Below are 24,809 nucleotides of genomic sequence, written 5' to 3' on the forward strand. Positions count from 1 at the left end.
CCCCACCAACGCCCCCTACAGTTCCTACAAATAAAGCCTCATTTTCCTTTCTCTTTAACATATTATCTCTGGCAGCTAAATAGGTGGTTGCTGGGTTACCTGCAGCATCATTTAGCTCCGGATGTGCGTTATAATTGTCATGTAAATTCCCTAAAGACATAAGCAATTCCTTTTAAAAATTTAATATATAGTTTGAATTAATATGTTACGATAAACTTCGTTTCAAAAAGACATGCGGGATAGCCCACGCCAATATCGTCTAATTTAATAACTGCCACTTTGACAGAGGAGTTTTCTTTTATTACGGAACTAGTTGCAAAAATATAGTAATTCCCATGAAATTCTATAAGCTCGTAAATCACCTGAGAGCCCAGAGTCCTTAGATAATCACCAACTTCTAGGCCTTGAAACTCTTTCCATTGCAAAAAAAACTTAGAGACATTACCTAACTCTTGTTGTTCCTTCCAAAACGAATCAATATTAAGGTATTTTTTACTATCATATGGCAAAGGTAACATGAATAAATTATGCACCCACACACCAGATAAATATCCGGTTGTTCTATAAATAGATTCAGTTTCTCCATCCTTATCTAAATCAACCACGAACTCTTCAACACGAAATGAGCTTGCGTTTTTTTTACTCATAACAGTTCTTGGAACATTTAGTTGTGTTTGTATCATCATTTCAGGCAAGCCAAAATTAGCGAATCGACTTTCCTCCTTTCTAACTCCATCCTTGTTTTTAAAAAAGTTATATTCCCTAGGTTGGTTTATGCTCTCCAAAACATTTGTACACACATCTTCACCTATAGAAGACTCAAGAAGATAGAAAGAGCCTTCCTCTCTAAAATTACCTAATTCCATTGGAGTTTTAACATGTTTACTATGAAAAATATTCTGACCGCTTCCTTCAATTTCCGTTTCCGAATGAGTTCCGAAGCTATCATCTGCATAAAAAATCAAACAAAATACGCTGACCAACGTTACTAATTCTGATTTTATCCTGCCATTCATAAATATCACCCCTTATATGTTATTATCTGAAATCTAACGCTCTCGCGCCCCTTCACTCACACCTCGCATTAAAGGGGCTAATAAAAACTCCATCAGTCGGCGGGTACCTGTTTTAACCTCAACAGTAACTGACATGCCAGGTTTCAGCTTAACCCACTTTCCATTAACATTGATTTCATCTGTTACCAAAGATGCTTTAAGCGGATACAACAGACCAAGCTGTTCGTACTCTTTCGCGTCGGCTGAAATATCAGTTACTTCACCATCTATCACGCCATATTTGGTAAACGGAAAACTCTCAATTTTAATCTCTGCAGTCTGCCCAACTTGCACGAATCCTATGTCTTTGTTGAGTAATCCTGCTTCGACTTCAAGTTGTACACTGCCATGCTGGCCAATAGGCACAATCTTTAATAGCTCTTGGGCTGGTGTTACAACCCCACCTATTGTCGCTATCGCTAGTTCTTCAACAACACCGGTGACAGGAGCTTTTAAAACTCTTAACTCGGTAAGTCGGATAGCTTTGGTTAACTCTTGCCTAGTGCTCTCTACTTGCCTTGTTAACTGGTTAATTTCTTGCAAAACATTTCTGCGGGTTTCAGAGAGATACGCGAAGTAATTTTGTTCAACGGATACGATACTAGCTCTGGCTTGTTCAAGCTTGGCACGCTGCAACAACAAGGATTCTTCTTGATCTATTCGTTGTTGCTTCAGTTCAAGATATTGATTTCGTGATACGGCCGACGTTCCAAGTAACGTGTAGTAACTTCGCTCTCGCTCAACAACTAAAGGCAATGTTTTTTCGATACGTCCGACATCAATGCTGATAGACTTTTTCTCTGCTTTAAGTTTTGCAATGTCACTAGATATACTATTTAACTTAGATAAATGCTCCAGCCATGCACTATCTAGCAATTGGAGTTGGTTAGCTGGCAACGGGTTTATCTCATCAAATGAGCCTATCGAAGTGATACCTGTAGTGAGAGTTGATATTTGCTGTGAGGCATTTGAACCAGTTGTATCTATGCTCTCAGAGTCATGACTAAAACCCGCTTTCCCCAGCCTATTTAAAAATGCTTTTTGACGTGCTAAGTCTTCGACATATCCTTGTAATTCATTTTTAAGCCTGTCTGCATCAGCTTGGTTAGAGGTGCCATCAAGCACTATTAGATCATCACCAGCTTTTACGTGTTGACCTTCTCTGATAAAAATATGCTTTACTACCCCAGTATCTAAAGGCTGAATAATTTTGACCTTACCACTTGGCACTATTTTGCCCTGTGCCGTGGCAATAATGTCTATCTCGGCCCATGAAGCCCAAAGTATTACCGCTACTATTAAACTTACTATGCAACGTAACAAAAGTCGGCTCCACCTAGCTGGCGGCGCGGCTTGAATCTCCAGAGCAGCAGGTAAAAACTCTAATTTCTGTTGCTCTAGTCTGCGGTGTTCGAGCTTAGTGATAGCTTCAGCAGCATTGTTCTCCGAGTGACTAGGCATTATGACCTCCTATCTTCCCATTATTCTGAACAATAGGATTAATCGGAGCTTGACCTACCGGCTTAGCAGCAATACCAACACCATGATGATTTTGAATTGAATGTAGTTGAGCATATATGCCAGCTTGCTCAATCAACTGTTGATGGCTACCTTGCTCAACCAGTCTCCCTTTATCGAGAACCATAATCCGATTCGAGTCTTTAACAGCAGAGAGACGGTGTGCAATGATAAATACAGTGCGACCTTGGCTAATGCGCCGCATATTAGCTTGAATGATACTTTCAGACTCATAATCAAGTGCACTAGTTGCCTCATCAAAAATCAAAATTTTTGGATCAGTTACCAATGCTCTTGCAATAGCAATTCGCTGACGTTGCCCCCCAGACAATGAGGAGCCTTGTTCACCAACCACCGTGTCATACCCTTCAGGCAACTCTGCGATGAATTCATGAGCGCCACTAAGTTCAGCAGCTTTAATAACCTTTTCCATCGGCATACTAGGATCAACAAGTGCAATGTTTTCCCTAACACTGAGATTGAAAAGAAAGTTTTCTTGTAAAACCACACCCACTTGTCTTCGTAGCCATGCAGGTTCGACCACAGCAAGGTCTACGCCATCAATGAGAACCTTACCGGATTCTGGGACATACAATCGCTGTATGAGCTTTGTTAGGGTACTTTTTCCAGAGCCTGAACGCCCAACGATACCTATCACTTCTCCTGGGCGGCATTGGAAACTGATATTGTTTAGTATAGGAGTTCGATCAGGTGAATAGCGGAATAGCACATTATCAAATACGATTTTCCCTTTTATGTCAGGAAGCGTTGCACGGTTTGGGTTATAACCTGGCTCAGATGGAGAGTTCAGTACATCTCCCAACCTTTGCAATGATATATTAGCTTGTTGAAAATCCTGCCACAGGTTAACTAAGCGCATTATAGGTCCGCTGACGCGCTGGGAAAGCATATTAAATGCGATAAACTGGCCTATACTTAATTCGCCAGACACTACCGCTATGGAGCCAAAATATAGTGTTAGAAGTCCACTTATTTTGTTGATATATGCGGCAATTTGACTGTAGATGTTGCTCAAGTTACTAGTCTTAAATGAAGTACTAACGTAGTCAGCAAGCTTGTCATCCCAGCTATTACGAAGTTGAGGCTCTACCGCCATAGCTTTAATTGTTTCTACACCGTTTACAGATTCAACCAAAAAGGAATGGTTTTCTGCACTTCGTTGGAACTTCTCATTTAAACATTTGCGTAAGGTCGGTGTGATGATGAGTGACAATGTAAAGTAAAATGGAATAGTGCCAACTATTATCCATGTTAGCAAAGGAGCGTAATAAAACATTACGCCAAAAAAAACAAAACTAAAGAACACATCCAGTACAACTGTCAATGATGAACCTGTTAGAAACTCTCTGACACTATCGAGTTCTTTCACGCGTGCTACGGTATCCCCTACCCGGCGGCTATTGAAATAGGCCACAGGCAATGACAGCATGTGTTTATATAATTTACTACCTAATTCTACATCTACACGGTTAGTAGTATGTGAAAACACATAGGTTCTCAAGCCTGTTAGAATCACTTCAAATGTGATCACAATGAAGAAGCCGAAAGCGAGGACATCTAAGGTCGTCATCCCTTTGTGTACTAATACTTTATCGATAACAACTTGAAAGAAGATAGGAGAAGCTAGTCCGACTAACTGAATGAAAAATGATGCTATAAAGACATCACTGAAATACCCTCTATATTTCAGTAACGCAGGAACAAACCAAGAGAATCCGAATTTAGCACTATCTGTCATCACGCCGCTTAGCAATGAACTCCGTTTTGACAGCAAAAGTAATTCACCAGTCCAAATTTCATTTATTTCGCTTTTTGAGTAAGTGACCAGACCTGAATTAGATTTCGATAAATCTTGTACAAGTACTTTATCATCAGATACTTTTGCAATAATAAAAAAGTGACCATCCACATGACGCCCTACAGCCGGCAGCACATGTTCAGATAATTTATCAGGGGTGTCGTTTATAAACTTGGCTTTTAGGCTTAGACTTCTAGCAGCTCGAATTAAATTAATATTAGCTAATGATGGAGTTTCTTTATTAGCTTTACTGCATTTAAATTCTCGAATTAATGAATTAGGATCCGCTGGGATATGGTGAAAGCGGGCAATCAATGAAAGGCAATGAATACCAGAGATAAATTGGCTCGACATCTAAATCCTGAGTCTTTTTTCGTCCTTGAGATTTCACATCATAATAACCAAGCAACTAAATGTAAAGATATGTATCATTAAATATCTATTAACATTTACAGTGTTGGAGCCTTGTCAATAGGCTGATAACACACTCATGAAACGCAGCGATAACAATTAGGTAACATTGCGGAGCATAGGTTTCGGGTTGAACAATGAAGAATTTACTATTTGTAGTAACTGAATTGTACTAGTTGAAATATAACTAACTAAAGTATTTCTAGAAAACCTAATAACGATTCAAATGAACGGTTGCTACTTATGCCTTCTTGAGTCATATGTTCGCAGCCACTTCAAGCATCAACTTTCACAAGGTGCATCATATTTTTCTCAATGAGATTTGTTACTACTTTTTCAAACTATGTTTAGATGATGAAAGCACTTAAATCACCGGTTGTCAGAGCAAAGAAGATAATAATGACTTAGCGAAGTTGCAGCTCAAAGGCATTTGAGAGAGTTCAAGAGTACTGACGCCTGCCAACGTCGATATTGGGGGGCTGATATCGGATTGGGTAATACCCAGCGAGCTTCTTTGTCGCTCTTGTAAAGAGCGATTTCCTGTTTTTCAAGAAATCTTTCCAGGCGAGAAGGGAGAATACGGCAACAGATAATGTCGCAGCCGGCCAAGCGTTCGATGCGCAGTTCTCTTAGTGGAACAGGAAAACCGGCATCCATCAGCCAGTAAAGAGTCTGATGGTAAACTTCATACTTATTTTGTTTCAGAAACGCGATGCCCCAGCCTGGCTCGGCTGTCAGCGCCAACTCTCTGTATGTTCTGAAATCCATAAGCAGTCCCCCAAGAGATCTTGGTTGCACTGTATAGGGACATGAAAACAAGGTCGTTAAGAAACATCCTTGTTGTCATCGGAATTTTCTGATCAGGCTTACCTAAACATAAAAAAGGCCGCAGATGCGGCCTTAAACATAGATTTATGGCGGCGGAATACCGCCAGACCAATGAGCGGATTCACTCTTTAAACAATAAAATATCCATTAACAACCAAACAGCAGCGATGAGGTAGAGTTATCGCAGTCGCCCTCTCCCTTCGACGACTCATCGTCATCGACATCACGACTCCCCAAGAACTCGCCGTGTTTGAACATCTGGATATAGTAGGGTTTACCCATGATGTAAGACACGGTATCACCATGTTCTTTCCCGTCCTGATAACGGGCGACCTTTTTCAATAAGCCGTCTTCGGTGAAATAGTAAAAGCTGCCTTGTTCCTGCCCCTTGGCGTCATACTGCTCCCGCCCCAGTTCATAACCTGCTGCAGAGTGGGCCAGCCAAGTGCCGACTTTTTTGCCGTGATGGTACTCTCCTTGCCAGAGGGACACTTGGGTTTCATAGGGCTCCTGGTACTGCCACTGGCCATGCCGTTTGTCCTGACTATAATTTCCTTTGGCTTGCAACTCGCCTTTTTCATTATAGGTCTGGTATTCGCCTTCAAGCTGCCCGTGCCGGTAATGTGCCAGTTGCAACAATTGACCATCATGCACCTGGATTTTTTTCACCTCACCATGCAGACGCCCTTGGCTGTCATACGCTTCAGTGCTGCGATTACGGGCATCCAGGTAGGTCCAGGTACCCACCTTTTTGTCATTGGCGTATTCGCCTTGCTCCAACAGCTTGCCGCTAACCAGTTTCTTCTCATAGGCACCATGGAGCTTACCTTCCTTGTAGTAACTGGTTTCTATATAGGGCTCATCGTCCCAAATCCCTTGATAACTTTGTAGAGTCAGCCCCTCGCGCTTACCTTTCAGTTTCTCCTCGCGTTCAATGACAACCCCACTGGCATCAAACTTCTGAAACAGAGTCCACACCCGGGTCATATCCTGCTGCATTCTTGAGCTAAGCTTGCCCTCTTTAAAGTATTGCCTGTCGAGGATCTGCTTGTCTTTGACAAAACGGGCGCTGAATTCCATGGTCTTGCTGCCGTCAACGGCAAATTTTTGCTCAAAGACCAATTGGCCTTGATTGTCAAAGCGCTCTAAATGCTGCAGCTGCGAGCTATTGGCATAAAAGGTTTGCTGCTCGCCCACCTTCTTGCCCTGCTGATAATGTTCAACTCGAGTCAGTTGCCCCTGTGCATCGTAGTGACGGCTTTCCCCATGTTCTCGATTCTGCAGGTAACTGCCTTCCCAACTGAGTTGCCCATTCTTGTGCCAACGTTTGGCCGGCCCCTGCCGCTGGCCATCCACATAAACATACTCGGCCTCTTTGGCGCCTGTATCCCAGTATTCATAGGCTTTACCCTGCTGGCCTTTAGGGCCAAAGGTATCAATGTAAGACAGCTCGCCATTGCGGTGATAACGTTTGCGCTCACCGGTCAGTTTACCCGCCAGATACAGGCTGCGCTCACGCAGTTGCCCCCCGGGGTAGTACTCCAGTTGCTCCCCTTCCGGCAACCCATTGACCAGCGAGTGTTGCGCCTGCAGACTGCCATCCTGGTAATAGTGGCTGTCTTTACCGACGCGTTTGTCGCCCAATTGCTCATAGACTTCCTCTAACTGACCGTTACTGTAGAAGTTTTTCTGAGTGCCCCGCTGCTTACCATCAACAAAACTGGCCTCCATGGTCAGGATGCCGTCTTCATCATAGAAGCGGATTGGGCCTTCCATCTCGCTGTTACCGTTATAGTTGCCGTCGGAAGACAGCTTGCCGTTATTGTGAAAGAACTGGTAGCTACCTAGAGCATTTTGGAAAAGACCCGGCTTGGCAAAGCTGCCCTTGAATCTGGGGATATCCGAGCCGACATAATAGATGGTGGTTTGCCAACCGTGTTGATCCTGAGTTTGAGGATCTTTGACATAAAAACTGGCCTGTTGCTCACGGTCGACCACTTGCCAATCATCATTCAACCACACTGTCTCGGCGCTGGCCATCCAGCTCATCAGGCAACAAAGTAATATCAATACACGCATTTTCTTGTCCTTAAGGCAGTGGCGGGAAACTGTTGACCCAACGAATATCCAGGGGTTCGCCCTGATATTCGAGCTTGCTGATACGCTCCACTCTATCGGCAACTCTTAGGTATTTGTCTTCCATAACGGCTTCGCTCAGGGACGCATGGTCTGTATTGAGATAGTGAGCGTGTATATCCAGCAAAGGCAGTTGTACGCCATCGGCATTATAGAGATGGTACTGCTGAAGGAACTGCCGCGTGGATTGCTGCAGATCCAGCTCACCGAATACTTCGATAGGCACCAGCCAGGCGCGCTCACTCGGGGTATAGTCAATTGGCTGCCATACCGGGCGTCCATCACAATGCAGATGACTGGGTATTTCCAGGCCATAGAAATAACGGCGAAGACCATCTTCTGTACTCAGTTGGTACTGGAGTTGCGCAGGCTTCCATTTGTCATACTTCGCTTTCCACACCAAGGATGACGGCCCTTGTTTAAAATCGCCTTCTATCTGCAGTTGGCAGACACTGGCCCAGTCCTGTGGCAGGGTCAACTTGGCACCTTGCGGCGTATCGGCCTGGGTCGAGAAACTCATAGGGTCAAAATCGGCAGAGTCTTCGCCGGTGTCATTGTAAAGGTAATTCTTATCCATTGGAGGCAGGGTGTAATCGGCAGCAAAGGCCTCGCGGCTTACCCAGCTAACCTCACGGCTGAAGCTCGATTGTTGCTGCTTCTTCACAGCAAAGAAGGTCACCTCTGATGGCTGGTTGGTCAACTTCACCCTAAACCCATTCTCGCCGCTAAATAGTATGCTGCGATCCAAACTATTGAGCCATTTGGGGCCAATTTCTGGCGTCTGGTAACGGTATTCACCTTCAAGCCCATCAAAAAATGGCAACAAATAGCCATCTGTGCCGCTGAAATGCAGCTGATATTCATCTGGCTGCTGCGCTATCGGTGTAATGGTGACAATACCGCCGTCAAACGCCAGTTGCTGCTCTTGTCCCGACTGCCATTGGCCGGAAATCGATACCAGTTCGAGTGGCATGAAATCTGCCATGGCGCTGAAGGAGGATATTTTTTCAAACTGGTTTCGCTGGTTCCAGCCCAGAGGTGCAATGGCGGTACTGGTGACTAGCTTGTCATTTTGCTGATAGGGGCCAAATTGGCCTAAAACGGCAAACTCCATTTCAATAGGTTTATCTTCCGCGTCCAATGCCTTGAAGTCTCGATAGGTGATCTCTCCCAGAACTTCTTTTTCATGCTCGGCGAGCAATAACTCCAATTGGAGATGTTTAGATTCGATGCGATATGCTCCTTTGCCGTATTGGAATAAGGCTTCGGCGCTGATCTCCTGCCCGTCAACAGGTTTTGGCGGCGCGGTCACTATCGGAATCCAGTTATCCAGAGAATCGGGGGCAATTCGATTGCTCAGGTCACCTACTTGATCGAGCAGATCTTTACGCTCCATGACAAGCAACATATGGTTGCTGCCTTGTCGTCCCCTGAGTTCGACTTTAGTTTCCAGCACCAACACCATTTTCTGCAACCAGCCGCTATCGCGGGCCAGGCGCATATGCCCATACAGGCGGCTATCATCACTTTCGGCCGTCAACTCAGTGTCTACGGTTTCGGGAGTCACTTTGGTGACCAGTAATTCGGCTTGCTGGCCGTTGAACCCCTCAAGTGTCAGCTTACTGCCCTCTTTGGCAGGGATCTCCTGCAACACGCCGGGAGCATCCATTCCCGGGGCCAAAAGTTTGATTAGCTCAGGGCCAGAGCGTGCCAATATTTTTTGCCAGGTTTCATCGTCCTTGGCCTTAAACGCCAGCAGTTTGCCTGAGTCTTTATCCAGAGTGACTTCAAAGCCTTTGGAAAACATCTTCTGCAGCTCAGGGTTGTCATCGGTAGCGCCAAAGCTACTGAAAGGCCGGCCGCCGCCTGACATAGCCATATATTTGGGTACCAGCTCCATCTTTAGCGCCGGCGAGGTCTCAATTACCTCATAACGCATCAGGGAGTTGCTGTCCTGAGTAAATTGACGTCCACCTATATCTATAGTGGCTTTGGCCTGTACCCAGTAATCAACTTGATCGCCTTTTTTGGGGTCAAATTCAACATGGGAATTGGGGGTGCATGCGGACAAAAGCCATAACAGGCCGAAGAGGGAAAGATACTGCTTCATTTCATTCCTTGAAGAAGAACACTTAAAAATTAGCGCTACATTATGCCAGAACCTGAGTCACAATTCTGCTGCCATCCCCGCAGGCTTTAACCATTTCGCCGGGTAAACGTCGCAAATTCGCCAATAGCTTTGGGAAAAAGCCTCTATTTAAGGCCAAGCCAAAAATCCACAATAAGTCCCACCTCATTTGAGGCAACCAACCCTTTCCTGCGGCTAGAGTCTTGCTGACTCATAGTTTTACTGCAACCGGCGTTTTCTGCTCCCTGCGGCAGATTTCCACCCTGACGTCAGGTTGCAGCCTTTTTAAGTCCGTACAACGCCAAAAAAACTGGGGTTGGAATTATACAGCTACATACGCTGCACTACTCCAACCCCCAGATGTCTCTCGGGCATATACTGTCTATTGGCTCTCAGTTAAAAGCGATCGGCATTCATCACCTTGACCCAGGCCTTGACGAAGTCCCGAACAAACTTTTCGCCGTTGTCATCCTGGGCATAGACTTCCGCATAAGAACGCAGAATCGAGTTGGAGCCAAGCACCAAGTCCACCCGGGTTGCGGTCCACTTAACCGCGCCGCTGTGACGCTCAACAATTTCGTAGAGGTTTTCGGCAACCGGTCGCCACTGATAGCGCATGTCGGTGAGATTGACAAAGAAGTCATTGGATAAAACACCGACCCTGTCGGTAAACACGCCCTGTAATGCCCCCTCGAAGTTGGCACCCAGCACCCGCATACCACCTATGAGCACTGTCATTTCAGGGGCCGTGAGCCCCATAAGTTGACTGCGATCCAGCAAGAGTTGCTCGGGAGTCACCCGATAATCGGCCTGCAGATAATTTCTGAAGCCATCATGCAAAGGCTCAAGCACGGCGAACGATTCCACATCCGTCATCTCTTGGGTTGCATCCCCACGCCCCGGCAGGAATGGCACCTCGATATTGACCCCGGCATCCCTCGCGGCCTTCTCAACTGCGGCGCTGCCCGCAAGCACTATCAGGTCGGCCAGGCTGATCTCTTTGCCGCAACCTGACTGGATAGCCTCCAACACCTTGAGTACTTTTTGCAGCCGCTTCGGCTCATTGCCATGCCAGTCGCAGCACGGCTGCAGACGGATACGCGCGCCGTTGGCGCCACCACGGTAGTCAGAGCCGCGGAAGGTGCGAGCGCTGTCCCAGGCGGTAGCCACCAACTCGGCCACACTCAGCCCGGAGGCCAGGATCTCTGTCTTGAGGTCGGCGACATCCTTGGCTGTCAGGCTGTAGTCGACTTTAGGGATTGGGTCTTGCCAGATAAGCTCTTCTGTCGGCACATCCGGCCCAAGATAGCGACTTCTTGGCCCCAGGTCTCTGTGGGTCAGCTTGAACCAAGCCCTGGCAAACACCTCACTGAAATACTGCTGATCCTGGGCAAAACGCTCGGCAATCTTACGATATTCAGGGTCGACCTTCAGCGCCATATCGGCATCTGTCATTATGGGATTGTGGCGTATGGACGGGTCTTCCACATCCACAGGCTTGTCTTGCTCTTTGATATCCACAGGCTCCCACTGCCAGGCACCGGCTGGACTCTTTTTCAGCTCCCACTCATGCTGCAACAGCATCTTGAAGAAACCGTTATCCCACTGGGTAGGATGGGTTGTCCAAGCCCCTTCAATGCCACTGACCACAGTATCGCGGCCAATGCCCCGGCTCTTGTGGTTTAGCCAGCCCAGTCCCTGCTCTTCCAAGCCGGCCGCTTCCGGCTCCGGGCTGAGATTTTCGGCGCGGCCATTGCCGTGACACTTACCCACAGTGTGGCCACCTGCGGTCAGCGCCACGGTTTCTTCATCATTCATTGCCATGCGTTTGAAAGTTTCCCGCATGTCCTTGGCCGTCTTCAGCGGATCCGGATTGCCATCAACCCCTTCAGGGTTGACGTAAATAAGCCCCATCATCACGGCTGCCAATGGGTTTTCCAACTCGCGCTCCCCGGAATAGCGGCTGTTGGGACCATCACTGGTGGCCAGCCACTCCTCCTCCGAGCCCCAATAGGTATCCTTTTCCGGATGCCAGATATCTTCCCGTCCGGCGGCAAAGCCGAAAGTTTTCAGCCCCATGGTTTCATAAGCGACTGTACCGGCGAGAATGATCAGGTCTGCCCAGGAAATCTTGTTACCGTACTTCTTCTTGATAGGCCATAGCAGACGCCGAGCCTTGTCTGTGTTGACGTTATCCGGCCAACTATTGAGAGGGGCAAAACGCTGATTGCCGGTACCTGCACCGCCACGGCCATCTTCAATGCGGTAAGAACCGGCCGCATGCCAGGCCATGCGCACCATCATGGCGCCATAGTGGCCCCAATCTGCCGGCCACCAGTCCTGGCTCGTGGTCATCAGTGCCCTAAGATCGGCTTTCAGGCCGGCATAGTCCAACTTGGCAAACGCTTCGGCATAGTTGAAATCGGGATCCATGGGATTGGTCTTGCTGTCGTGCTGGCTGAGGATGTCGAGCTTGAGCGACTTGGGCCACCACTTCATGATGTCTTGCTCTATGGATGTGTTGGCGCCGTGCATTACTGGACATTTGCCCAAGGGCTTACTTCCGGTCATAGGTGTTATCTCCATATTGGTACAAGCATTACAGTAGACTTACTCTCACATCATACGCTGACTAATTTTTATACTCGAACAAGGAGTATATATCTAATCCGTTAAGCATTTTTTAACCATATAATTTGTATGGTTTATCCGGCACATCCTCGGCTGAAAACAAAAAACCCGCCAGAAGGCGGGTTTTGCTGAATAGTTTGCTGACTGCGTTATACGTCCATACAAGCCTTGAGCTTGTTCATGGCGTTTTTCTCCAACTGACGGATCCGCTCAGCAGACACCTGATAGGTATCGGCCAGCTCCTGCAGTGTGGTCTTTTCATCGTCCAACCAACGGGCCCGCAGAATGTGCTGGCTGCGCTCATCCAAGGTCTTGATCGCCGACAACAGCTTGTTCTGGGCATTGGATTCCCAGTTGTCATTTTCTACCTGGGCCGCCAAGTCGGAAGAGTGGTCTTCCAGATAAAGCGCCGGGGCAAAGTCATGATCATCATCGTGATCATTGGTCAGGTCAAAGGCCGGATCCTGCGCCGCCATTCGCGACTCCATCTCGGTCACATCCTGTTTGGATACGCCAAGATTCTCCGCCACCATAGTGACCTCTTCATCGCTGAACCAACCCAGACGTTTCTTGGCCTTACGCAGGTTGAAGAACAACTTACGCTGTGCCTTAGTGGTGGCGACTTTGACTATGCGCCAGTTCTTCAGCACATATTCATGAATTTCTGCCTTGATCCAGTGCACGGCGAAAGACACCAAACGCACACCCACATCAGGGTCGAAACGTTTGACCGCCTTCATCAGGCCTATGTTGCCTTCCTGGATCAGGTCTGCCTGTGGCAGACCATAACCCGCATAGCCGCGGGCAATATGCACCACAAAACGTAAGTGCGACATAATCAGTTGCTTAGCCGCCTGCAGATCACCGGTTTCCTGCAAACGCTTCGCCAGCTCATACTCCTGCTCGGCGTCCAGCATGGTCATGCTGTTTACCGAATGGATATAGGCCTCGAGACTGCTGCTCCCTTGGGGAACCATCAGTGCCATTGATTGCGTTTGATCAGTCATTCACGCTCCTGTTTCTTACTGCTTTGATGCTCATTTCGGGTCGAAAAAAACGCTGATGAGCCGATGCACTATCGGTCAATTGACATATATTGTCAACGCCGTATCCAACATCCGGGGTTATTTTTACCCCGAAAATAGGACAATGCAAGTGAAGATAAGTTCATTTTTACATCAGTGAGGTTCTATGGCTCGCAGGTGTTGGCGCACCGACAGGAAAGACCCCAACCAACCCAAAAATGAGGCCAGTGCCATCATCTGCAGCAGCTCGACAAAGGTCAGGGACTGCATCTCAAGTTGGCTGCCATACAGGCCCAAAAGCGAGGCCAACGCCCCATCCAGGTACCAGACCAAGAGGTTGATTATCACCCAGGCGAGTATACCGCCGATAACACCATACCAGATGCCGGTATAGAGAAAAGGCCGCTGAATAAAGGCTTCTGTGGCCCCGACCAGCTTCATGACCTCAATTTCACTGCGCCGATTCATGATAGCCAGGCGAATAGTGTTGCCTATGACCAGCACCACAGCCAGGATCAGCAGCGCCGCCAACGCCAGCACGGTACGTTCCAACAAGCGCACCAGCGCCTGTAAGCGCTCCAGCCACTCGATATCCAGACGGCCAAAGCTCACCTCAGGCTCACGCTCCAGCTTGGTCAAAAGCTCTCTGGCGCCTGCGGGGCTGGAATACTTTTCGGTGGGGATCACGCTGATCACCGCCGGCAAAGGGTTGCTTTCCAGATAGGAGAGCGCCTCGCCGAAACCAGACAGCTGTTGGAACTCCGCCAGTGCCTCGTCACGATTGATATAGTCAACCTCGTCGATTTCCGGGTAGACCTTTATCCGTGCCAACAGGCTCTGAATACTCTGCTCTGAGCGGTTCCCCTCAATAAACAAGGAGATCTGCGCCGCGCTGCTCCAGGATTGGGTAATGGTTTCGGCATTTTTTACCAGCACCTGCAAGGCGGCCGGCAAACTCAGACTCACACCCAGCACAGCCATGGTCATCAGCGATGAGATAGGGTTGCGCCACAACTCACCCATGCTGGCCATGGCATGCTGTATATGGCGGATAAAGAACATCACTATCCGGCCGGAAAGCGGGAGTTTACTGCGGGTCAATGAAGGCTGGGCAGACATAGCTTATTCCTTAGCACTCATGGGGCTGGTCCCCAGTTCTTCACCACCTATCATCCGCCCCTGCTTCAGGGTCAGGGTGCGGTATTTCATTCTGGCGATAAGACCGAGATCATGGGTGGCAATCAGCACGCTGGTGCCCGCATCGTTGAAGGTTTCAAACAGCCTGAGAATATCCATGGATAGCTTGGGGTCCAGGTTACCGGTCGGCTCATCGGCCAGCAATAGAGGGGGTTTGTTGACTATCGCCCTGGCAATGCCGACCCGCTGCTGCTCACCGCCCGAAAGCATGATGGGGTTATGGCGCTCTTTACCATAGAGACCCACCATATCCAGAGCACCGGCTACCCGCTTGCGGATCTCCCCCAGGGTAAAACCTTCGATAACCAAGGGCAGCGCCACATTGTCAAACACGCTGCGATCCATCAACAGATGGTGGCTTTGGAAGATCATCCCGATATCGCGGCGCAGGTAAGGCACATGGCCGCGCTTGATACCGGCGATATCATGGCCGTTGATCCATACCCGGCCGGCGCTGGCGCGCTCAATAACTGTGATCAATTTGAGCAAGGTACTCTTACCGGCCCCGGAATGCCCGGTAAGAAAGGCCATTTCGCCCCGCTGAAGATGAAAACTCACATCAGACAGTGCCTTTTGGCCCCCGGCGTAAATTTTGCTGACCTGCTCAAATCGAATCATATATCAGTTATCCGCCTTCTCCTGACTGAACAGGGCTTCGATAAAGTCTTTGGCATTGAAGGTACGCAGATCGTCTATCTGCTCTCCCACGCCTATGTAACGAATAGGAATACCAAATTTATCGGCAATGGCAAAGATAACTCCGCCTTTGGCGGTACCATCCAGCTTGCTGATACTGATGCCGGTAACTCCGACGGCTTCCTGGAACAACTGCGCCTGACTGATGGCATTCTGGCCCGTGCTGGCATCCAGGGTCAGCATCACTTCATGGGGAGCGTCCGGATCCAGTTTCTTCATCACCCGAACCACTTTCTTCAGCTCTTCCATCAGATGGCTCTTGTTCTGCAAACGACCTGCGGTATCGGCAATCAACACATCGACATTTCTGGCCTTGGCGGCCTGCAGGGCATCAAATAGCACAGAGGCGCTATCGGCACCTGTATGCTGGGCAATCACAGGAATATCGTTGCGCTGGCCCCAAACCTGCAGCTGCTCAACCGCAGCGGCGCGGAAAGTATCACCGGCTGCCAGCATGACAGACTTGCCTTCGCGCTGATACTGTTTGGCCAACTTGCCTATGGTAGTGGTCTTGCCAACGCCGTTGACCCCCACCATTAAAATAACGAAAGGCCCGGCGGCATTATCCGGCACCAGAGGCACACTCACAGGCTCCAGCGTCGCCAGCATCTCCTGCTGCAGCAATTCATATAAGGCTTCGGCGTCCTTGAGCTGCTTGCGTGAAGCATGATCTGTCAGGCTGGAGATCAACCGACTGGTGGTTTCCACCCCAACGTCGGCAATAAGCAGTTGCTCTTCCAGCTCTTCAAATAGGTCATCATCAATCTTTTTACCGCGAAACAGCCCGATAAAACCGCTACCGATATTTTCGCTGGTGCGCATCAGCCCTCGCTTGAGGCGGGCAAAGAAACCCTCTTTAACAGGTTTTGCCTGTGGCTCAGGTTGAGCTTCTTCATCAGCAGCCTGTTCGGCCTGGTTTTTTTCAGCGGCCAGACGCTCGGCTTCGGCCTGTTCTGCCTGCGCTTTTTCGGCCGCCAGACGTTCGGCTTCTGCTTGCTCTGCCTGGGCTCTTTCAACAGCTAAACGTTCAGCCTCGGCCTGCTCCACCTGCGCCTTTTCAGCAGCAATACGCTCGGCTTCTGCCTGTTCTGCCTGTGCCTTTTCAACTGCCAGACGTTCGGCTTCGGCCTGCTCTGCCTGCGCTTTTTCAGCAGCAATACGCTCGGCTTCGGCCTGTTCTGCCTGTGCCTTTTCAGCAGCCAGACGCTCAGCTTCGGCCTGCTCCGCCTGCGCCTTTTCAGCAGCAATACGCTCGGCTTCTGCCTGTTCTGCCTGCGCCTTTTCAGCAGCAATACGCTCGGCTTCGGCCTGTTCTGCCTGCGCCTTTTCAGCAGCAATACGCTCGGCTTCTGCCTGCTCGGCTTGTGCCTTTTCAGCAGCCAGACGTTCGGCTTCAGCCCGCTCGGCCTGCGCCTTTTCAGCAGCAATACGCTCGGCTTCTGCCTGTTCTGCCTGTGCCTTTTCAGCAGCAATACGCTCGGCTTCGGCCTGTTCTGCCTGCGCCTTTTCAGTCGCCAGACGATCAGCTTCGGCTTGTTCAGCCTGCGCCTTTTCAGCAGCTAAACGTTCAGTCTCGGCCGCGGCTTCTGCGGCTTGTTGTTCGGCGAGTTTGGCCGCCTGCTCGGCTTCGTCATTACTTTTGTCTTTACGAAACCAGGAAAAAAAACCTTTCTTTGCCATCAGTGCTACCAGTGCTCAACATCGTGGGGGATCTTCAGGAGCCGGGCTCCCGCTTGAGGTCGCAACTATTTCCCTGGAGCAGCGGGGCCTGTTATGGGCATTCCCGAGCGATAAAGGGCTTTAGCTTCATCTCACCTTTTCGGCTGAGTTTGTTATAAAATAGCGACGCTTTTAAGGTGGCATAGTCTACCACTTTCTTTCTTCAGGCAAAATCACGGGGGCAAGATGGCCAAAAATAGACCGGGCAGCGGTCAGGTTCGTATTATCGCAGGCCAATGGCGCTCGAGAAAATTACCCATCCAGGATCTGGAAGGCCTGAGGCCAACCACAGACAGAGTGCGGGAAACTCTTTTTAACTGGCTGGCAGGTGAACTCAGTGGCAGCTCGGTGTTGGACTGTTTCGGTGGCAGTGGCGCCCTGGCATTGGAAGCCCTGTCCCGCTATGCCGCTTTTGCCAGAGTCTATGAGCTGCAAAAAACCGCCGCTCAGCAACTGCAGCAGAATCTGCAAACCCTAAAATGCGACAGTGCCGAGGTCATCAACGGCGATGTATTGGCCGGTTTGGCGCGCCCTGCCGATCGCCGTTTCGATATCGTGTTTATCGATCCCCCTTTTCGCAAGGGACTGGCCGAGCAAACCCTAACCCTGCTGGCCCGGCATCAATGGCTCAACCCAGGCGCCCTTATCTATCTCGAAGTGGAATCAGAATTGCAGCAGTTGCCGATACCGGCCGACTGGGAGGCATTGAAAGAGAAGCAGGCCGGCCAGGTCAGCTACCGCCTGTATCGCTTCCCGGGAGGAATAGAGTCATGAAAGCCGTATTAGTGTTGGGAAAACTGGCGACCCTATTGGCTTGGGTGTTGATGTTTTTCAACCTGTTCAGCCCGTTTGAAGGCAATATCGGCGTGATACTCACCATACTTCTCGGGGTAACCGCCATGATGCATGGGCTGCAGGTGCTGATATTTCACACGATATTTTGTCAGTTGTTGCCGCTCAAGGCTAAAGACTATCTCAACGCCTTTCTATTCGGGGTGTTTGCCTTGCTGGATTACCGCCAACGAGCGCTGAGTCAACTGGCTGCAGAAACCTCGGCAAACACTCAGGATTGAGGCGGCAAAGGCGCCTCTTTACCCTTGGCCAATATTTCCAGAATTTGCTGCAAATGCTGGCTCAGGGCTTCAGCCTCGGCTGTCGCAAACCTTTGCTTAAGGGAAGCATCGAGTTGAGTCGCCAGCTCAGCCTTCACAGCAGAGAGAGCCGGTTGGTTCTCTTCAACCTGTAACTTGGCAACACTGAGAGCCAACAACTTGAGCTCAGGCAACAACTCTATTTGCTTAAATGGTGCCAATAAACCTGGGTCGTCATCACTGAGTCGTTGATCCAGAGTCACCAGCAGTTGGTCGACCCGCGCTAAAGTCTGCTCTCCACGCTGATACAGAGGGGTTATGGCAACATCATTGGCAAAGTCAGTGAGTTGATAGAGGGTCACGCTCAGCGTCAGCACAACTAACAACAGCGGCAGTGACAACCCGAACACCAGACCGACCCAAAAGTTATTGATACCGGATAAAAAGGCTCGCATTGCTCCTCCGCTGTCGGCAACAAGGCCATCCTATGGATGGCCCGGGTTCACAGGAATTTGATTGCCAAGGGGTACTTGTATTCCACTCCCTCACTGGCCTTGACCGCTGCGACTATGGTCACCACCACATCGAAAATCGCCAGTACAGCCACCAGCACCAAACCTATGCCAACAAAGATCAGGATCAGGCTGATGATGGTGTAAATGATCATACTGATTTTGAAGTTCAGGCAATTACGGCCGCAAACATCAACAAATTCAAACTCTTCCCGTTTCATCAACCAAACGATCAACGGCCCCAAGATAGTGCCGAAAGGGATCAGGTAACCGGCAAAACTCGCCAAGTGCACCAACATTCCCATGTCTCTTTCCTGTTTTTCCATGTTGTTTCCTAACTTTTTCAGTTCAAAGCCAAACTATCCGGGCCATAGAGGCGCATCTGCCAGTCTTCTATGCTGCCCCGCTCCAGTCGGCGCTGCAAGCTGCCTACCCAGCTGGCTGCCAAACCTTCACAACTGAGCAGCCTGTCATAGGCGGCCGCATCAAATTCGGGGCGAAAATACAGCTTCATCGCCTTGGCAACACTGATATCGGTACGCCTTTGTTTCAATATCAGGGCATCCTGACAGCTTATGATGCCAGGCTTAAGCACCCGATAGAACCAACCTGACATACCCGTTTGCTGCATGGCAAGGGCAAAGTCCCGCTGGCCATATTGGTGATTGAGCTTAAAGCAGGGGGAACGCGGTTGGGTGACTTGCAGCTCGACTTCGCCAAAGCTGAGGATATCGCCGATATGAATATCCGCCTCTGTTAAGCCAACACTGCTGATGTTTTCTCCCATGGCAGGTGCATCCTGCCCTGAAGTTATCAGCCCCATGCGCCGGTAGTGGCCATAGTGCTCGCGAGGGAAATGATGCAGTACCCTATCCGGGCCACCATGATGTTTGGGATCCGCCTGGGCATCACCCGCAACCCTGTCGCCGAAAACCTCCAGCGTCTCCATCTGGGATTTGTTATCTATCCCGCTTGCCAGCTTGTCCCTGAATGTCAGCTCATCACCGGCATACAGCCCAGAAATCTTGTCAATCAAACACTTGGTCACGTTACGTCTCCCTTCGGGTGCCAAAGCCCGATCATACTCCAAGCTTACGGGACAGATCACGGACATTTCCATACAAAGCGGCGCTATTGTATGGCCGTGACGCCGAGGACAATACCAGGGATTTCTTATGTTTTCAGGAGAAGTAATATGAAAGCATTCAGATTCAGCGCCCTGGCCCTTGTTGGGGCTGCAGTAAGCAGTGCCGCCTTGGCGGACAACACTGACGTTTATATCCGTAATGGCCAGATTTACAGCCATGAAAACAGTTTCTTTGTCTCTGCCGGTGCCTATCAGGGCAGCGAACTCTATCAAGGCGTCGATTCCAAGCTGCGTCCCTTCGGTAACCTGGGTTATAACGGCAAGGACTTCAACGCCTCACTGGCCAATATCAACTACCGTTTCTTCGGCAATGATAAAGATCTTTTCAACCTGAGTGTGTACCTGGGTAGTCCGGGTATTGCCTTGAAAGACTCAGACGCGGCAGCGCTTGGCGGCATCCATGAACGTAAACTGAGTGGCGATCTGGGTATCAACCTGGATACCCAACTGGGATTCGGTACTCTGTCCACCTCGGTACAACATGACGTAACCAACAGATACAACGGCTTTATCGGCCAGGTCCGTTACGCCGTACCACTGAACCTGGGCTGGGGCAGTGTCGTTCCCTACGCCGGCGTCAGCTACCTGAGCAGTGACTTTACCCAGTACTACTTCGGAGTCAGCAAGGCTGAAGCCAATAAGCAGCATAAGGCCTACCAACCGGGCAAAGCCTTCACCTACAACGCAGGTTACAAGCTGATTGTGCCTCTGGGAGAACATCTCGAACTCAGCCAAAGCAGCAACTACAGCTACCTGGATTCCGCCATTGCCGACTCGCCGATTGTGGATGGCAAACAGCAGTGGAACGCCAACCTGGCACTGACTTATTACTTCTGAATCTGAGGTCCTTGGATGAAATCGCTTAAAAACCTCTTGCTTGCCGCAGGCTTAGCCATAGTGGTCAGTGGCTGTGCTACCCCTTATGACACCCAGAAATCCTTCTGGACCTTTGGCAAAGGCTTTGAGACAACCCAAATTGCCTCAAATGCCTGGCAAATAAGTTTTGTCGGCAATAACAACACTGACAGGGCCCTGGCCCGCAAATACATTCTGCGCAAAGCGGCAGAGTTGAGCCAGCAAGGGGGATTTGCCTTCTTCACCCTGGACAGCGAACAAACCAACAGGGATGCAGTGAATACTTTTGGTGTGGGTCGCAATGACAATAGCTGGCTCTGGGGCTCCAACTCGATTGAGAGGGAAACCTCAGTGATAGTGGAAGTCACCGGCCTGAACCAGAAGGCGGAAAATCCAGGCACCCGGGGTTATGAAGTCAGCTATATTCTCAGTAATGTCAGCGTTAAAGACTGAATGGTCACTGGTAAAGGGGTGACTGAGTCCCCCTTTATGCCAATCAAATTGTCACTTATGTAATCGGGGTGCTAATTTTGCTTTATCTTGATCCACAAGCTTATCGGCAGGAAATGGCAAACACTCGCATAACACTCGTAGAAGACGACAATAAGATCAGTGACCTTCTGACCAATTACCTCAGGAACCAACATTTCGATGTAGAGCGGATAGACAATGGCAACTGTGCCTGCCAGCAAATACTCGAGCGTCAACCTGAGCTGGTGATCCTGGATCTTATGTTGCCGGGAAACGATGGCTTGAGTATCTGCCGTGAAATCAGGGCCCAATACCAAGGCAAGATACTGATCCTCACCGCCAGTGAAGATGACATGGATCAAGTGGCTGCTCTGGAGATGGGCGCCGATGACTTTGTCAATAAACCTATTCAGCCCAGGGTACTGCTGGCCAGGATCCGCATGTTACTGAGACGGCAGGAAAGCGCGGTCACAGAGAGCAACCGTGAACGTCAGTTTGGTGAACTCTATCTGGACAATGCCCGCAAGTTCTGCGCCGTCAGTCAGGCAGAGGTCAACCTCACCGCAGCCGAATTCGACCTGCTGTGGCTGCTGAGCTCACATCCGGATGAAATACTGTCGCGGGAGTTTCTGGTCAAAGAAACCCGCGGCATAGAGTACGACGGAATAGACCGCAGCATAGATAACAAGGTAGTGATTTTGCGTAAAAAATTAGGCGACAACCCCAGTTTGCCACGCAAGATAATCACAGTAAGGGGCAAGGGTTATCTATTTGTGCCGGATAGGTGGTAATGAAGCGCCTGTTTATCTTCTCCTATCTGGTGCTGGTGTTTCTGTTTTTCACCTCCATCATTTTTGTCTTTCAGCTGGACTTCTTTTCCTCCGATGAGTGGGAAAGCGACTATCTGGATCGCACCAATATGTCACTGAGCCAGCTGTTGTCTGAAATCTCGGCCGCCAAGGGTGTTGCCAGCGCCGAGGCCTCGCTTGAACAGGTGCTAGGCAACGTGCACAAACAGCTGAGGGTCATCTCTTTGGACTCGGCCGAGCTGTCAGCTGAAGAAAAACAGATCCTGAGAGACAACCGGCATTACGTCAAAGACATGGAAGAGGATATCTCCTATATCATGTTCCAGGGTTCAGATAAGGTGTATGCCATCAGCCGCGACGAGTCCGCTCCTTTCTGGCAGGAATACTATTTCAAAGAATCCGTTGCCCTCTGGGTGCTGTTTCCCGTGTTGGCTTTTATCAACTTTGTACTGCTCTACCTGTTGGCCCGGCGTCTGCGCCGCTTGGAAAGGGTTCACAGTGCCTTTGCCAATGGAGATTTCAAAGTACGGGCCAAAACAGGTGTTTGGCACAAGGTGGGACACCTGAACCAGTCATTCAATCAGATGGCTGACAAGATAGCCAAACTCATCGACAGCAACAAACAACTCACCAATGCCGTTGCCCATGAAGTGCGTACACCTATATTCAGGATCCGTTGTAATCTGGATATGCTGGACGATTCCGGCGTGCGCCCGGAGCAAATGTCTTATCTGGAAGGCATACATCAGGATCTGGATGAACTCGGCACCATGGTGGACGAGTTGCTGCAATACGCCAGAATGGAGCGACGTCAGGCGCCATTACAATTGAGCTGCCAATCATTGGATACCGCGCTGCAGGAGTTGATTGCCCACCTGCAGTTTGAAACCGATATCGCCCTTGAACTCACCAAGGTAGAACCACTGGAGGCCATGGTAGATCTGCGCCTCTGGCATAGAGCTGTCAGCAATATCATCCGCAACGGCTACCGCTATGCCAGCCAAAGCGTCAGCATAAGGCTCAGCGGCGACACTGACAGGATCTGGCTGCATATTGCCAACGATGGCCCAGGGATCCAGGATGAAGATAAACAACGCATTTTTGACCCCTTCGTTCGCATAGACAAATCACGGGATCGCGGCAGCGGCGGTCACGGCCTGGGGCTGGCCATCAGTGCCCAGATCATTCGCCAGCACTGTGGGGACATTAGCGTCAGCGACACAGCAAGCGGTGGCCCGAGTTTCGATATCTGGTTACCCAGACCGGCAACAAGCTGCCAAAACAGCTAAAAAAAGCCCCGTTAAGAAACGGGGCACCAGCAAACCAGTTGGGAATCAGCGGGCGAATCACAGCGCCATAAAGAAGACTCGCTGCACATATTGGGGCTTAGGAAGGTGTGAACAAGTCCCATGTGTGCTCTGCGTCGGCTTACGGGCCTGGATGCAAGGCGTGGTTCGTAGCAAATGGCCAAGTCCTTTGCAAGAAACACAACATAGCAGATAGGTCTGTAAGCCACGCCCTTCGGGGCTTACACAGCCACCGGCTTTCTGCGTTATCCGACTTTGACAGGCCCCGGCATGTCTTCAGTCAGATGCCTTGAACGCCAATAGCTGTGTAAGCCAGAGTGCCAAGAGGACTTATTCGCACCTTCCTGATGTGACGCCTTCATGACACATATGCGACAGCGGGATGACAATCGCCTCGAACCTTGGGCGACAGGATTAAAAAAGCCCTGCTTCAAGAGCAGGGCAAGCCAGTTAGCACATAAATAAACAAGAAGGGAGAAACCCGAAGAGCCCTTGAGCTCTAACCAAAGATCGCCAGCAAGATTAAGCCCACTTGATGACAGCGGCATGACACTGATGCGGGATTTTTATGACAAGCTCAATCCTGCTGTGCTTGCAGGTACTGACGTAAGGCGTCTCCCGGAATCGAGGTTTCCGAGGCAACCGCGAAAGCCGCCCACTGAGCGGCTTCCTTCATGGCCTGTTCCACTGCCATTCCCGATACCAAACCATGGATAAGCCCGGCGGCAAAGGCATCACCGGCCCCCGTGGTATCCACCACTTTCGCCGGAACCGCCGCTATCAGCGTCTCACCACTCTCCTGGTATAACACTGCGCCCTGCTCGCCTTGAGTCACAATAAAGTATTTAAGTGCATCACCGGCTATCTGACGCCCAAACTGCCAGGGGCTGAGCTCGCTGCGCCCTTGCATATCTGTTACCGAAGACAGCAATACATGGCAGGGTCTTGGCCTGTCATCTTTGGCCAATTGTGCCACCACCAGAGTGTGTTCCAGCGCGGTTCGCGCCCAACTGACCGCCCCTTCGGCAGAGGAGTTGATATAGAGCGCATCCCACTGAGACCACTTGGGCGGCGCCGGCAATTCAAATATCGGCCGCTGCGGCCGGATAATGGTGCGCTCGCCATCCGGGGTCATCACCAACAACATTTCACAGGTATTGCCTGCTCGCCGCTGCACCCTGCGACAATCCAGCCCTTGGGTACTGGCTTCGGCCAGCAGCCAATCGCCCATCTCGTCTCGCCCAACCTGACTGACCAGAGCCACATTATGACCGGCCCATTCCAGCCCTATGCCAGTGTTGGCGCCACCACCACCCAAGCGTTGGCCACCATCCTGATAATGGAATCTACCTCCGGTACGCAAGGGTTTATCCAGCAATAAGATTCGGTCACAGTTAAGGTTGGCAACGAGCAAAATCTTGGCCATAGAAATAGTCCACAGAAACGAATGACCC

At 49.9% G+C, this 24,809-nt stretch carries 21 protein-coding genes; 6 read left to right on the forward strand and 15 right to left on the reverse strand.

Going from position 1 to position 24,809, the window contains the following annotated elements; translation table 11 throughout:
• Nucleotides 1–197: 197 nt before the first annotated feature.
• The 11 genes from ACF8D4_RS11075 to ftsY form a co-directional block, all read right to left on the reverse strand.
• Nucleotides 198–1,016, reverse strand: coding sequence for a hypothetical protein (locus tag ACF8D4_RS11075; protein WP_107005804.1), 819 nt, complete (start codon nucleotides 1,014–1,016; stop codon nucleotides 198–200).
• Between the two features lie 33 nt (nucleotides 1,017–1,049).
• Entirely contained in the window at nucleotides 1,050–2,516 is a 1,467-nt protein-coding gene (locus ACF8D4_RS11080; protein WP_107005805.1) for an HlyD family type I secretion periplasmic adaptor subunit, read from the reverse strand.
• Complete coding sequence (locus ACF8D4_RS11085) at nucleotides 2,509–4,746, reverse strand: type I secretion system permease/ATPase (RefSeq protein WP_107005806.1); 2,238 nt, start codon at nucleotides 4,744–4,746, stop codon at nucleotides 2,509–2,511. Before ACF8D4_RS11085 ends, ACF8D4_RS11080 begins: the two co-directional genes overlap by 8 nt.
• A 477-nt stretch (nucleotides 4,747–5,223) precedes the next feature.
• A complete protein-coding gene (locus tag ACF8D4_RS11090) occupies nucleotides 5,224–5,571 on the reverse strand; it encodes a hypothetical protein (protein WP_107005807.1) in 348 nt (115 codons plus the stop codon).
• Nucleotides 5,572–5,778: 207 nt separating this feature from the next.
• Nucleotides 5,779–7,710: a hypothetical protein gene (locus ACF8D4_RS11095; protein ID WP_335924973.1), complete on the reverse strand. Its 1,932-nt coding sequence runs from the start codon at nucleotides 7,708–7,710 to the stop codon at nucleotides 5,779–5,781.
• A 10-nt stretch (nucleotides 7,711–7,720) separates the two neighbouring features.
• Nucleotides 7,721–9,877 (reverse strand): hypothetical protein, encoded by a 2,157-nt coding sequence (locus ACF8D4_RS11100; RefSeq protein ID WP_107005809.1) that lies wholly within the window; start codon nucleotides 9,875–9,877, stop codon nucleotides 7,721–7,723.
• Nucleotides 9,878–10,291: 414 nt separating this feature from the next.
• Nucleotides 10,292–12,466, reverse strand: a complete 2,175-nt coding sequence (gene katG / locus ACF8D4_RS11105; protein ID WP_096142136.1) for a catalase/peroxidase HPI — start codon at nucleotides 12,464–12,466, stop codon at nucleotides 10,292–10,294.
• A 209-nt stretch (nucleotides 12,467–12,675) separates the two neighbouring features.
• The gene (gene rpoH, locus ACF8D4_RS11110) at nucleotides 12,676–13,533 is read right to left on the reverse strand and encodes an RNA polymerase sigma factor RpoH (RefSeq protein WP_028780766.1); all 858 of its coding nucleotides are present in this window, start codon (nucleotides 13,531–13,533) and stop codon (nucleotides 12,676–12,678) included.
• Nucleotides 13,534–13,704: 171 nt separating this feature from the next.
• Nucleotides 13,705–14,670 carry a permease-like cell division protein FtsX gene (gene ftsX / locus ACF8D4_RS11115; RefSeq protein WP_025012146.1) on the reverse strand — a complete coding sequence of 322 codons (966 nt, stop codon included), beginning with the start codon at nucleotides 14,668–14,670 and terminating at the stop codon, nucleotides 13,705–13,707.
• 3 nt (nucleotides 14,671–14,673) lie between these two features.
• Nucleotides 14,674–15,366: a cell division ATP-binding protein FtsE gene (gene ftsE, locus ACF8D4_RS11120; RefSeq protein WP_025012145.1), complete on the reverse strand. Its 693-nt coding sequence runs from the start codon at nucleotides 15,364–15,366 to the stop codon at nucleotides 14,674–14,676.
• A gap of 3 nt (nucleotides 15,367–15,369) precedes the next feature.
• Nucleotides 15,370–17,124, reverse strand: a complete 1,755-nt coding sequence (gene ftsY / locus ACF8D4_RS11125; protein WP_345858084.1) for a signal recognition particle-docking protein FtsY — start codon at nucleotides 17,122–17,124, stop codon at nucleotides 15,370–15,372.
• Nucleotides 17,125–17,349: 225 nt separating this feature from the next.
• Between ftsY and rsmD the strand changes: the two genes are divergently transcribed.
• A complete protein-coding gene (gene rsmD / locus ACF8D4_RS11130; protein WP_025009234.1) occupies nucleotides 17,350–17,937 on the forward strand; it encodes a 16S rRNA (guanine(966)-N(2))-methyltransferase RsmD in 588 nt (195 codons plus the stop codon).
• Complete coding sequence (locus ACF8D4_RS11135; RefSeq protein WP_044735467.1) at nucleotides 17,934–18,236, forward strand: DUF1145 domain-containing protein; 303 nt, start codon at nucleotides 17,934–17,936, stop codon at nucleotides 18,234–18,236. The genes rsmD and ACF8D4_RS11135 overlap by 4 nt, the downstream gene beginning before the upstream one ends.
• On the opposite strand, the gene ACF8D4_RS11140 is transcribed toward ACF8D4_RS11135, so the two are convergent.
• From ACF8D4_RS11140 to ACF8D4_RS11150, 3 genes are read right to left on the reverse strand one after another with little or no spacing between them, the layout of a single operon-like run.
• The gene (locus ACF8D4_RS11140; protein WP_107110857.1) at nucleotides 18,227–18,709 is read right to left on the reverse strand and encodes a hypothetical protein; all 483 of its coding nucleotides are present in this window, start codon (nucleotides 18,707–18,709) and stop codon (nucleotides 18,227–18,229) included. The genes ACF8D4_RS11135 and ACF8D4_RS11140 overlap by 10 nt on opposite strands.
• Nucleotides 18,710–18,756: 47 nt before the next feature.
• Nucleotides 18,757–19,092 carry a DUF4870 domain-containing protein gene (locus tag ACF8D4_RS11145; RefSeq protein WP_037436274.1) on the reverse strand — a complete coding sequence of 112 codons (336 nt, stop codon included), beginning with the start codon at nucleotides 19,090–19,092 and terminating at the stop codon, nucleotides 18,757–18,759.
• Nucleotides 19,093–19,109: 17 nt separating this feature from the next.
• Complete coding sequence (locus tag ACF8D4_RS11150; protein WP_107110856.1) at nucleotides 19,110–19,814, reverse strand: MOSC domain-containing protein; 705 nt, start codon at nucleotides 19,812–19,814, stop codon at nucleotides 19,110–19,112.
• A gap of 147 nt (nucleotides 19,815–19,961) precedes the next feature.
• On the opposite strand from ACF8D4_RS11150, the gene ACF8D4_RS11155 reads away from it, so the two are divergent.
• The 4 genes from ACF8D4_RS11155 to ACF8D4_RS11170 all read left to right on the forward strand — a co-directional run bounded on the left by ACF8D4_RS11155 (nucleotide 19,962) and on the right by ACF8D4_RS11170 (nucleotide 23,337).
• Nucleotides 19,962–20,750, forward strand: coding sequence for a MipA/OmpV family protein (locus tag ACF8D4_RS11155; RefSeq protein WP_044735470.1), 789 nt, complete (start codon nucleotides 19,962–19,964; stop codon nucleotides 20,748–20,750).
• A gap of 15 nt (nucleotides 20,751–20,765) precedes the next feature.
• Entirely contained in the window at nucleotides 20,766–21,221 is a 456-nt protein-coding gene (locus tag ACF8D4_RS11160) for a CC0125/CC1285 family lipoprotein (RefSeq protein ID WP_392468701.1), read from the forward strand.
• 113 nt (nucleotides 21,222–21,334) lie between these two features.
• Nucleotides 21,335–22,030, forward strand: coding sequence for a response regulator (locus ACF8D4_RS11165; protein ID WP_071237260.1), 696 nt, complete (start codon nucleotides 21,335–21,337; stop codon nucleotides 22,028–22,030).
• Entirely contained in the window at nucleotides 22,030–23,337 is a 1,308-nt protein-coding gene (locus tag ACF8D4_RS11170; RefSeq protein ID WP_107110855.1) for an ATP-binding protein, read from the forward strand. The genes ACF8D4_RS11165 and ACF8D4_RS11170 overlap by 1 nt, the downstream gene beginning before the upstream one ends.
• Nucleotides 23,338–23,932: 595 nt before the next feature.
• Here the strand turns inward: ACF8D4_RS11170 and ACF8D4_RS11175 are convergent.
• Complete coding sequence (locus tag ACF8D4_RS11175) at nucleotides 23,933–24,781, reverse strand: PfkB family carbohydrate kinase (protein ID WP_044735472.1); 849 nt, start codon at nucleotides 24,779–24,781, stop codon at nucleotides 23,933–23,935.
• Nucleotides 24,782–24,809 lie beyond the last annotated feature (28 nt).

It is taken from the genome of Shewanella sp. YQ_9 (assembly GCF_043103185.1).
Taxonomy (GTDB): Bacteria; Pseudomonadota; Gammaproteobacteria; order Enterobacterales; family Shewanellaceae; genus Shewanella; species Shewanella algae.